At 45.1% G+C, this 11753-nt stretch carries 8 protein-coding genes; all 8 read left to right on the top strand.

Annotated elements, in window-relative coordinates; genetic code table 11:
* Nucleotides 1-151 precede the first annotated feature (151 nt).
* The 8 genes from mfd to LG34_RS03810 all read left to right on the top strand — a co-directional run bounded on the left by mfd (nt 152) and on the right by LG34_RS03810 (nt 11679).
* Entirely contained in the window at nt 152-3697 is a 3546-nt protein-coding gene (gene mfd / locus LG34_RS03845; RefSeq protein WP_109214959.1) for a transcription-repair coupling factor, read from the top strand.
* A gap of 220 nt (nt 3698-3917) precedes the next feature.
* The gene (locus LG34_RS03840) at nt 3918-4982 is read left to right on the top strand and encodes a peptidyl-prolyl cis-trans isomerase (protein WP_109214958.1); all 1065 of its coding nucleotides are present in this window, start codon (nt 3918-3920) and stop codon (nt 4980-4982) included.
* Between the two features lie 71 nt (nt 4983-5053).
* Nucleotides 5054-5560 (top strand): shikimate kinase, encoded by a 507-nt coding sequence (locus LG34_RS03835; RefSeq protein ID WP_109214957.1) that lies wholly within the window; start codon nt 5054-5056, stop codon nt 5558-5560.
* Nucleotides 5561-5736: 176 nt separating this feature from the next.
* Entirely contained in the window at nt 5737-7026 is a 1290-nt protein-coding gene (locus tag LG34_RS03830; RefSeq protein ID WP_109214956.1) for a UDP-N-acetylglucosamine 1-carboxyvinyltransferase, read from the top strand.
* Nucleotides 7027-7347: 321 nt separating this feature from the next.
* Nucleotides 7348-8529 carry a methionine adenosyltransferase gene (gene metK / locus LG34_RS03825; protein WP_109214955.1) on the top strand — a complete coding sequence of 394 codons (1182 nt, stop codon included), beginning with the start codon at nt 7348-7350 and terminating at the stop codon, nt 8527-8529.
* Between the two features lie 255 nt (nt 8530-8784).
* Nucleotides 8785-10290, top strand: coding sequence for a sensor histidine kinase (locus LG34_RS03820; RefSeq protein WP_109214960.1), 1506 nt, complete (start codon nt 8785-8787; stop codon nt 10288-10290).
* Entirely contained in the window at nt 10283-10972 is a 690-nt protein-coding gene (locus tag LG34_RS03815; RefSeq protein ID WP_109214954.1) for a response regulator transcription factor, read from the top strand. The genes LG34_RS03820 and LG34_RS03815 overlap by 8 nt, the downstream gene beginning before the upstream one ends.
* An 11-nt stretch (nt 10973-10983) precedes the next feature.
* Nucleotides 10984-11679 carry an RluA family pseudouridine synthase gene (locus LG34_RS03810; RefSeq protein ID WP_109214953.1) on the top strand — a complete coding sequence of 232 codons (696 nt, stop codon included), beginning with the start codon at nt 10984-10986 and terminating at the stop codon, nt 11677-11679.
* Nucleotides 11680-11753: the final 74 nt, after the last annotated feature.

Here is an 11753-nt window from a genome sequence, read left to right as displayed (position 1 = left end):
AGGCAATGAATCTGTATAATCGTAAAAAAGAAGCATAACAGAATCGTGATCTTATAAAGAAGCATAATAGAACCATGGTTTTTCAATAGAATAAGAGTGCAGGAAATCATGAAACATATCAACAGATAGAAAAGAAAGGAGTAACACTGGCATGGATGCTTTTGTACGTCCGTTGTATGAATTAAACAGCTTTGAAGAACTGGAGCATTTTGCAGAAAAACCGGGAACTGTGATCTCAGTTTCCGGTTGTATGGATGCGCAAAAACCACATATGATGTATGGACTGAACAATGGCAGGGGAACCCGTGTCATTGTTACTTTTAATGAGCAGAAAGCGAGGGAATTGCTGGAGGCATACCGCTACTTTGAACCGAAGGCAGTGTATTTTCCGGCAAAGGATATTTTGTTCTATCAGTCGGATATCCGTGGCAATGCGCTGACACAGGAGCGGATTCTGGCTTACCGGAGACTCTTTGAAGAAGAAAATGCAACGATCATCACGACTTTTGATGCGCTGATGGATCGTCTGGTGCGCCCGGAGGTTTTACGGGGATTTTTGCTCCGATTGAAGGCAGAAGATACCCTGGATCTGGAAAAACTGCGGCAGCATCTGGTTGGCATGGGCTATGAGAGTGCTTATCAGGTAGATGCGCCGGGACAGTTTGCGGTGCGCGGCGGTATCGTGGATATTTTTGCATTGACGGAGGAACTTCCTTACCGTATTGAACTGTGGGGAGATGAGATCGATTCGATCCGGACCTTTGATCCGGACAGCCAGCGTTCGGTAGACACGCTGGACGAGATCGTGGTTTATCCGGCAGCGGAACTGGTGCTGACGAAGGCGCAGCAGGAAGCGGGACTGAAACAGATCACGGCAGAGGGAAAACGTCTGTCGGAACAGTACCGCAAGGAAATGAAAACCGAGGAAGCGCACCGACTGGAACAGGCAGTGGAATTACTGCAGGAGCAGGTGGAAGAATTTGGAAGTGTACGGGCGGCAGAAAGTTATCTGACCTATTTCTACCAGGATACCGTAAGTTTTCTGGAATTTGCGTCCCGCTGTGCTGCCAGACGCGACCAGAAGCTTTTGATTTTTGCGGATGAACCGGCACGGTGTCTGGAAAAAGCGGCAGCAGTAGAAAAAGAATTTTCCGACAGTATGCAGCAGCGTCTGGAAAAAGGATATATTCTGCCGGGACAGATGGATGTGCTGTATTCTCATGAGGCGGTAACAGCAGAAATGCAGCGGCTGGGTTGTGTGCTGGTATCGGCAATGGAACTGCGGGCACCGGGACTGACACCGACGCAGAGCTTTTTCTTCCAGGTGCACTCTGTCAATGCGTACAACAGCAGTTTTGAATTACTGTCAAAGGATCTGAATAATTATAAAAAACGTAAGTACCGGGTGATTCTGCTTTGCAGTTCCAGAACCAGGGCAGAGCGTATGGCAGATGATCTGCGACAGGAAGGATTAAACGCATTTTTTACGGAAGATACAGAGCGACTGGTGCAGCCGGGAGAAGTCATGGTCATGTATGGCAAATTGAAACGCGGATTTGAATATCCGGATATCAAATTTGTGGTGCTGACGGAGACGGATATTTTCGGTGCGGAGAAGAAAAAGCGCAAAAAGAAGAAAATATACGAAGGCGAGCGGATCCAAAGCTTTTCTGAATTGAAACCGGGGGATTATGTCGTACACGAAAATCACGGTCTTGGAATTTTCCGCGGTATTGAGAAGATCGAGGTCGACAAGACCATGCGGGATTATATGAAGATCGAGTATGACAAAGGCGGCAATCTGTATGTGCTGGCAACGCAGCTGGATCTGATCCAGAAATATGCGGGTTCCGATGCGAAAAAACCGAAACTGAACCGTCTGGGCGGACAGGAATGGACGAAAACCCGTCACCGGGTACAGACAGCAGTGCGACAGATCGCACAGGAACTGGTGGAACTGTATGCGGTGCGCCAGAGCAAGGAAGGTTTTGAGTATGGACCGGATACCGTATGGCAGCGGGAATTTGAGGAAATGTTTCCATATGAGGAGACCGACGATCAGCGCCTTGCCATTGAAGCAACGAAAGCGGATATGGAAAGCAAGAAGATCATGGATCGTCTGATCTGTGGAGATGTCGGCTTTGGCAAGACTGAGGTGGCAATCCGGGCAGCGTTCAAAGCGGTACAGGAGAATAAACAGGTTATTTATCTGGTACCGACTACGATTCTGGCGCAGCAGCATTACAACACGTTTGCACAGCGTATGAAAGATTTCCCAATTAATGTGGAACTGCTCTGCCGTTTCCGGACACCAAAGCAGCAGAAAGCGGCAATCGAAGGTTTGAAAAAAGGAACGGTGGATATCGTGATCGGAACACATCGTGTCCTTTCCAAAGATGTGGTCTGCAAGGATCTGGGCCTGCTGATCATTGACGAGGAACAGCGGTTTGGTGTCGGTCATAAGGAAAAGATTAAACAGATGAAAAAGGACGTGGACGTGCTGACTCTGACCGCGACACCGATTCCGCGAACTCTGCATATGAGCCTGATCGGAATCCGGGACATGAGTGTGCTGGAAGAGCCGCCGCATGACCGTATGCCGATCCAGACTTACGTCATGGAGTACGATGAGGAGATGATCCGGGAAGCTATTGAGCGCGAGATGGCGCGGGATGGTCAGGTGTATTATGTATACAACCGTGTCAACCAGATCGCGGAGGTAGCGGCAAAGATTTCCGAGCTGGTACCGGATGCGGAGGTTGCCTATGCCCACGGTCAGATGAGTGAGCGGGAATTGGAGCGTGTCATGTATGGCTTTATTAACGGTGAGGTGGATGTGCTTGTTTCCACAACTATCATTGAGACGGGGCTGGATATCGGAAACGTCAATACAATGATCATTCACGATGCGGATAACTTAGGGCTTTCCCAGTTGTATCAGCTGCGCGGACGAATCGGACGTTCCAACCGGACGGCGTATGCATTTTTGATGTACCGCAGAAACAAGATGCTGAAAGAAGTGGCAGAGAAGCGTCTCTCTGCGATCCGGGAGTTTTCGGATCTGGGAAGCGGCTTCAAGATCGCCATGAAGGATCTGGAGATCCGCGGTGCCGGAAACCTGCTGGGAGAACAGCAACACGGTCATATGGAAGCGGTTGGTTACGATCTGTATTGCAAAATGCTGAACGAAGCGGTAAAAAGTGCAAAAGGCGAAACGGTGGAGGAATCTTTCGATACTTCCATTGATATCGAACTGGATGCCTATATTCCAAACGGCTATATTGCGAATGAGTATCAGAAACTGGATATTTACAAGCGGATCGCGGCGATCGAAAATGAAGAAGAAAAAGATGAGATGTTAGATGAGCTGATCGATCGTTTCGGAGAACCGCCGCGGTCGGTACAGAATCTGCTGACCGTCGCACAGATCAAAGCAGATGCGCATCGGGTTTATCTGGTGGAGATCAAGGAAAATGCGGCAGGAATCACGTTCCGTATGTTTGAACGGGCAAAATTGAATGTGGCAAACCTGCCATTGTTGTTGGACAAAAATAAACCACTGCTGTCGTTTATCCCGGATAAAAAAGAACCGTGTCTGTATTATCGGAAGCAGAAAAACAGTCCGGATACGCTGACGGTGATCCGAACCGTGTTGACGGATTGTGCGGAACTGTTGCTGGAGAAAAATGAGGCATAGGCAGGATTTGCATTTGTATACATGGGTTGCGCGAGTTTAGGATAGAAAAAATCTTGCAGTGGCGCGGATTCTGGGTTATACTAGGACAGATAATAGATGGAAAAATTTCACTTTACGATATAATGAGCGCAAGAGAGTCAACATACTGGTATGATTGACGAACGGCGAAATTGGATCATGAACTGCTTTTGTTCATGACATATGATAGTTGGAGGAAACCATGAAGTTTAAGAAATTTGCAGCAGTTATTTTAATGAGTGTCATGATCGGATCCATGTCATTAAGTGGCTGTGGAATTAATAAAAATGCAACCGCTGTCACCATGACAGGGGATGCCATTGATACAATTGAAGTGGATATGGGATATGCAAATTTTGCAGCACGTATCCAGCAGGCATCTTATGACGGTATCTTTGCTTCTTATTATGGAGAGGATTACTGGACGAATGAGTCTTATGCAAAGAATGGAAAGAATATGCAGGATTCTATCAAGGACAGTGTTATGGAGAACATTGAGACACAGTGTTTGTTAGAAGCACATATGGATGATTATGGTGTAGAGATCACGGATGATGAGAAAGCAGCAATGAAAGAAGCTGCTGAGAAATTTATGTCCGATAATACAAAGTCCGCACTGAAAGAAGTTGGCGCTACTGAGGAGTATGTAGAGCGTTATCTGTATTTACAGACTGTACAGCAGAAAATGAGCACAGCGATCCGCGCAACAGCAGATACCGAAGTATCTGATGAAGAGGCTGCACAGAGAACGTTCAGTTATGTAAAGATCAGTCTGACGACTTACACCGATGACAGCGGAAATCAGCAGACCTATACAGAAGATCAGGTAACCGTTGTGAAAAAAGATGCTTATGATGCAGCAGAGAAGGCAAAGACAGATTTTGACGGAACTGCTTCTGATTATGGCTATACCGTACAGACTTATTCCTATGGAAGTGATGAAAAGAGTGAGTCCGATGGCGGTTTCTGTGATGCCGTTATCACAGCTGCAAACAGCATGAAAGAAGGCGATGTATCCGATCTGATCGAGGGAACAGATTGCTATTACATCATCCGTCTTGACAGCGAATTTGATTCAGATGCTACGGAGAAGAAGAAACAGAGTATCATTTCTGACCGTCAGGATGAGGCTTACAACAATGCCGTAGAGAGCTATAAAAAAGATATTGATATTAATGTAAATGACAAAGAATGGTCAAAAGTTGTTTTTGACAATCTGTTTACCACACCGTCTGCTTCCGACAGCAGCAGTGCAACAGCAGAGTAGAACGAGGAAAAATACAAAGCGGACAGAACAGTCCGCTTTTGTTTAGCGCATGAGAAAGTATAAGTTGAGAAATGAATAGAGATAATATTGTTTTGATCGGTATGCCGGGTGTTGGAAAAAGTACCATCGGTGTCGTACTGGCAAAAGTTCTTGGATATCAGTTTGTGGATGCAGATCTGCTGATCCAGGAAGCGGAAGGAAAATTGTTAAGTGAGCTTATCGAGGAAAATGGTACCGATGGCTTTATAGAAATAGAGAACAGAGTAAATAGTCAGATTCAGACACATCGCAGTGTCATCGCTACCGGTGGAAGTGTGGTTTATGGAAAAGAAGCGATGGAACACCTGAAATCCATCGGAACAGTAGTATATCTGAAACAGAATCTGCGCGTGTTACAGCGCCGCCTGCGTAACCTCAAGGGACGTGGTGTTGTATTAAAAGAGGGACAGACTCTGGTTGATCTTTATAAAGAAAGAACCGTTCTGTATGAAAAATATGCAGATATCACCGTTGATCAGTATAAACAGAGCATCGAGCAGACACTGAAGGCTGTTCGAAAAGCGCTGGAGGAAAATTAGGAACCGAGACGGCGGTATTTGAATAAAATAAAGCAAAGATTCTTTTATATACCTATCGGGTATGTTATAATAGAATCGCTTTACTAATTAAATATGAATGAAATGAAAAAACTTGACAAATTTTTAGAGATATAGTTATAATAGCGTGTTTAAATTTAGAAACATAGAGGTGCAAGATGGATCAATATGTAATTAAAGGAGGCAGTCCGTTAGTCGGTGAAGTGGCGATCGGTGGTGCGAAGAATGCGGCACTGGCGATTCTTGCGGCAGCAGTCATGACGGATGAGACCGTTACAATAGATAATTTACCAAATGTCCGTGATATCAATGTTATGCTTCAGGCAATCGAGAACATTGGTGCAACTGTGGAGCGTGTTGACATCCACACCGTAAAGATCAACGGATCAACGATTCACGATACCAGCGTGGATAATGAATACATCAGAAAGATTCGTGCGTCCTACTATCTGTTAGGCGCATTACTTGGCAAATACAAAGATGCAGAAGTTGCCCTTCCGGGTGGCTGTGATATCGGAAGCAGACCGATCGACCTGCATTTAAAAGGTTTCCGTGCCATGGGCGCAGAAGTAGATATTCGTCGTGGACTGGTTGCGGCAAAGGCAGAGCACCTTTGCGGTACACATATTTATATGGATAAAGTTTCCGTTGGTGCCACCATCAATATCATGATGGCAGCAGCTATGGCAGAGGGCAAGACCACCATTGAAAATGCAGCAAAAGAGCCGCATGTCGTTGACGTGGCAAACTTCTTAAACCGTATGGGAGCCAATATCCGTGGCGCCGGAACAGACGTCATCCGTATTTCCGGTGTAGAGAAACTGCACAAGACGGAATATTCTATCATTCCGGATCAGATTGAGGCAGGTACATTTATGTTCGCGGCAGCAGCGACACATGGTGATGTCACAGTAAAGAACGTAATTCCGAAGCATCTGGAGGCGACCAGTGCAAAACTGATCGAGGTCGGATGTGAGATTCAGGAATTTGACGATGCAGTCCGTGTCATTGCAAACAAACCGTTACACCATACACAGGTAACCACATTACCGTATCCGGGATTCCCGACAGATATGCAGCCACAGATGGGTGTTGTTCTGGCACTTTCTGAGGGAACAAGTACGATCACCGAGAGTATTTTTGAGAATCGTTTCAAATATGTAGATGAACTTGAAAAAATGGGTGCCAATATTAAGGTGGAAGGCAACATTGCGATCATCAACGGCGTAGAGCGTTATACAGGCGCAAGAGTCAGTGCACCGGATCTTCGTGCAGGTGCGGCACTGGTAATTGCAGGTCTGGCAGCAGATGGCATTACCATTGTGGATGATATCTATTATATTGAGCGTGGATATGAGGCTTTTGATGAGAAATTCAGAGGCATTGGTGGTATGATGCAGAAGGTAAGTTCTGAGAAAGAGATTCAGCAGTTCAGACTGAAACTTTAGAATGTAATGTGTGGTGATTCTGAGAAAATAAGCTGGCTTATGTTGATCAGAGTCATGCAGGAAATCTTGCCGGAGTTCAACTGAAAGGAAGTTTGGAACAGGCATCGATAAAATTTTAACAGGAAGCGGGTAGAAGCAACAAATCTACCCGCATTTTTTCGGTTTTTTGTTATTTGTGCAACATTTTCGGGGAAATCTGTTGGTTGACTTTTCCTATATTGGAATGTATGATACATAAAGTATGACTGCAATAAACGTGAACTGTGGGAGTTCACATGTTTCAAATTAGATTAGAATGAGAGAAAAGAACGGAGGATAATTATGGAAAAATTATTATTTACTTCTGAGTCAGTTACAGAGGGACATCCGGATAAAGTCTGCGATGCCGTATCTGATGCAATTCTGGATGCCTGCATGGCACAGGATCCGATGAGCCGTGTTGCATGCGAGACAGCTGCTTGTACAGGTTTTGTATTAGTAACAGGTGAGATCACTACAAAAGCGCAGCTTGATATCCCGTCTATCGTTCGTCAGACTGTAAACGAGATTGGTTACAATGACGCAAAGACAGGTTTTGATGGAAATACATGTGCAGTTATGGTTGCTCTGGATCAGCAGTCTGCTGATATCGCTATGGGTGTTGATAAAGCACTTGAGGCTAAAGAGGGTGAGCTGACAGATGATCTTGATACAGGTGCTGGTGATCAGGGTATGATGTTTGGTTACGCTACAAACGAGACACCGGAATTAATGCCGTACCCAATCTCCCTTGCTCACAAAATGGCTCTTCAGCTTACAAAAGTTCGTAAAGACGGTACATTAAGCTACTTAAGACCAGACGGAAAAACTCAGGTTTCCGTAGAGTATGATGAGAACGGCGCTCCTAAGAGATTAGAGGCTGTAGTTCTTTCTACACAGCATGATGATGATGTTACTCAGGAGCAGATCCATGAGGATATCAAAAAATACGTATTCGATCCGATCCTTCCGGCAGAGCTGATCGATGATGAGACAAAATTCTTCATCAACCCGACAGGACGTTTCGTAATCGGTGGACCTCACGGTGATGCAGGTCTGACAGGACGTAAGATCATCGTTGATACTTACGGTGGAATGGCTCGTCACGGCGGCGGAGCTTTCTCCGGAAAAGACTGCACAAAAGTAGACCGTTCTGCAGCATATGCAGCACGTTACGTTGCAAAGAACATCGTTGCAGCAGGTCTGGCTGACAAATGCGAGATCCAGCTTTCTTACGCAATCGGTGTAGCACAGCCGACATCTATCATGGTAGATACATTCGGAACAGGCAAACTGTCTGATGAGAAACTGGTTGAGATCGTTCGTGAGAACTTCGACCTTCGTCCGGCTGGAATCATCAAAATGCTTGACTTAAGAAGACCGATCTACAAAGCAACAGCTGCTTACGGACACTTTGGACGTACAGATGTAGATCTTCCTTGGGAAGCAACTGATAAAGTTGACGTATTAAAAAAATATCTGTAATTCTTTGAAGCAAGAAAAACAGTTACATAAAGCGCGTGAAAATCGTCGGATATTTCCATAGAAGTTGTGGTAAGTATCCGACGATTTTTTTGTAAAAGCAGGAGTGATTTTTCGGCTTCTTTTTAAAATTTAAAGAATGAATAACTGCCAATAAGTCTTTTCTCTGTAATTTATAAAAACTTTACGATTGCAGAATGTAAATTGAACAGCAGACGTGTTATAATGAAAAACAGTATAAGAAAAATGGAGATGCCTATGAAACTAAAGACACGTTTGATTGTCGCATTCTGCATCATCATTATTTTGCCGGTCGGTCTGGCAGGTGCAGCGATTTTTGGTCTGTACCATATTCAGACGAAAGCGATCCAGAAAAATTATGGTCTGGAAGCAGTGGATACACAGGGCGTGCTTTCTAATTCCCTGCAGTTGATGAGCAGATATACGAAGACAGAATATGACGAGATCTGCAAACTGGCAAAGTCAGATCCGGAAAAACTGGAATCAGAAGATTATTTAAAACAGATTAATGAAAAATTACAGGAAAAGAGTTCTTATCTGATCTTCCGAAGAAATGGAGAACTGGTATATAACGGTTACAACGGAGACTCCGTCATCAGTGATGAACAGTGGCAGGAGGAATTGCCATCATATGGAGAAGGCGAAAAGGAAACGGGTTCCGGATATTATATTGATAACGATGCACAGTCTTTGCTGAAGCAGGTAGATTTTGAGGGAAGCAATAACGATCAGTGCAGTGTCTATATCATTACATCTTCGGAGAGTATTCAACCGGAGATCAAGCGGCTGATGATCGATATTGCGGTATCGGTACTGTTGATCCTGGCGTTGACTGCCGGAGTTATGACGATCTGGATCTATCGTGGAACGATGGTGCCGCTTAAGAAATTGCAGATCGCTACGAAAAATATCAAAGAGGGAAATCTGGATTTTTCCATTGATTATGATGAACAGGATGAGATGGGAGATCTGTGCCGGAACTTTGAGGAGATGCGGAAGCGTCTGAAGGAATCCACCGAAGAGAAGATGGCAGCAGAAAAGGAAAACCGTGCCCTGATCAGCAATATCGCACATGACCTGAAGACACCAATTACAGCGGTAAAAGGCTATTCTGAGGGTATTTTGGACGGTGTTGCGGATACGCCGGAGAAACAGGAACGTTACATCAGGACGATTTATAATAAGGCGAATGAGATGGATCGTCTGCTGAATGAGCTGACGCTGTATTCCAAGATTGATACGAACCGCATTCCATATAACTTTAAGAAGATTAATGTGGCAGATTACTTTAACGACTGCATTGAGGAGATCGGTCTGGATCTGGAGACCAAGGGCATTGGTCTGACATATTTTAACTATGCGGATGAAGATATTGTAATCATCGCAGATCCGGAACAGTTGATGCGCGTGATCAATAATATTGTGACAAATGCCATCAAATATATGGACAAGCAGAAGGGACAGATTAATGTCCGGATCAAGGACGTGGGTGATTTTATCCAGGTTGAGATCGAGGATAACGGAAAAGGAATTTCTGCCCGGGATCTGCCGTATATTTTTGACCGTTTTTACCGCACGGATTCTTCGAGAAATTCTTCCACCGGAGGAAGTGGCATCGGTCTGTCCATCGTAAAGAAGATCATTGAAGATCACGGTGGCAAGATCTGGGCGACAAGTAAAGAAAAGACAGGTACGACCATGTACTTTGTTATTCGAAAATATCAGGAGGTACCAAATGAGTAAGATTTTAATCGTAGAAGATGAAGAAGCAATTGCAGATCTGGAGAAAGATTATCTGGAGCTGAGTGGATTTGATGTGGAGATAGAAAATGATGGAACCAGCGGTCTGGAGCGTGCACTGAGTGAAAAATTTGACATGTACATTCTGGATCTGATGCTGCCGGGAACCGATGGTTTTGAAATCTGTAAAAAGATCCGTGAGAAAAAAAATACACCGATCCTGATGGTGTCCGCGAAAAAGGATGATATTGATAAAATCCGTGGTCTGGGACTTGGTGCGGATGATTATATTACTAAACCATTTTCCCCGAGTGAACTGGTTGCCAGGGTAAAAGCACATCTGGCGCGTTATGAGCGTTTGATCGGAAGCAATGTACAGAAAAATGACATTATTGAGATCCGTGGCATCCGCATTGATAAAACTGCCCGTCGTGTATGGGTAAATGACGAAGAGAAGCAGTTTACGACAAAGGAATTTGATCTGCTGACATTCCTTGCAGAGAACCCGAATCATGTATTTACGAAGGATGAGCTGTTTTCCAAGATCTGGGATATGGAGTCCATTGGTGACATTGCAACGGTAACCGTTCATATCAAGAAGATCCGTGAAAAAATTGAGTTCAATACCGCAAAACCGCAGTACATTGAGACAATCTGGGGTGTGGGCTACAGATTTAAGTTATAAGGATTGGATACATGAGAATAAAGCAACCGGAAATCATATATGAAGATGAGGCAATCATCGTCTGCCGCAAGGAAGCTGGTGTGGCGGTTCAGACTGCCCGTGCCGGTCAGGCAGATGTGGTAAGTCTGTTAAAGAACTATCGTGCAAAAAAGAAGGAAGAACCGTATATCGGGCTGATCCATCGCCTGGATCAACCGGTGGAGGGCGTGATGGTGTTTGCGAAAACGCCGCAGGCGACAGCAAAACTGTCTGCGCAGGTCAGCAGTCGCAGCATGGAAAAAGAATATCTGGCGGTGACAACCGGTGTGCCGGAGCCACAAAAAGGAGAACTTCGGGACTGGCTGCTGCGGGATGGAAAAACAAATACATCCGCCGTTGTTGCCAGGGGAACTTCGCAGGCAAAAGAGGCTGTGCTGGACTATGAGGTAGAACAGGTTTTAGAGGACGGGCAGCAGGCACTGGTTCATATCTGGCTTCACACCGGGCGGCATCACCAGATCCGTGTGCAGTTTGCACATGCGGGATATCCGCTGGTGGGTGACACAAAGTATGGAAAGCCAGAGCAGGGCGGTCGGTATTGTCCGGTGGCGCTGTGTTCTTGCCGGATCGGATTTCTACATCCTGTGACAAAGAAAAAAATGGAATTTGTGATCGAACCGAAGGGGAAAGCATTTTCGGGGGTTGCAAAAGATACCAAAAACGTATAATATAGGAATACATAGTTGCGATATGTTTCAAGTCGAACGCACGTGAGACTTGGTGCGTGATTCTGGTCAGCGCA

The organism is Eubacterium ramulus (genome assembly GCF_003122485.1).
GTDB classification, from domain to species: Bacteria; Bacillota; Clostridia; order Lachnospirales; family Lachnospiraceae; genus Eubacterium_I; species Eubacterium_I ramulus_A.
This window is presented reverse-complemented; position numbering and strand designations above follow the sequence as displayed.

Excerpts from the sequence above, each read along its gene's own strand:
- LG34_RS03840 (WP_109214958.1), top strand. The coding sequence starts at position 3,918 with ATGAAGTTTAAGAAATTTGCAGCAGTTATTTTAATGAGTGTCATGATC.
- LG34_RS03815 (WP_109214954.1), top strand. The coding sequence starts at position 10,283 with ATGAGTAAGATTTTAATCGTAGAAGATGAAGAAGCAATTGCAGATCTG.
- metK (WP_109214955.1), top strand. The coding sequence starts at position 7,348 with ATGGAAAAATTATTATTTACTTCTGAGTCAGTTACAGAGGGACATCCG.
- LG34_RS03830 (WP_109214956.1), top strand. The coding sequence starts at position 5,737 with ATGGATCAATATGTAATTAAAGGAGGCAGTCCGTTAGTCGGTGAAGTG.
- LG34_RS03835 (WP_109214957.1), top strand. The coding sequence starts at position 5,054 with ATGAATAGAGATAATATTGTTTTGATCGGTATGCCGGGTGTTGGAAAA.
- LG34_RS03810 (WP_109214953.1), top strand. The coding sequence starts at position 10,984 with ATGAGAATAAAGCAACCGGAAATCATATATGAAGATGAGGCAATCATC.
- mfd (WP_109214959.1), top strand. The coding sequence starts at position 152 with ATGGATGCTTTTGTACGTCCGTTGTATGAATTAAACAGCTTTGAAGAA.
- LG34_RS03820 (WP_109214960.1), top strand. The coding sequence starts at position 8,785 with ATGAAACTAAAGACACGTTTGATTGTCGCATTCTGCATCATCATTATT.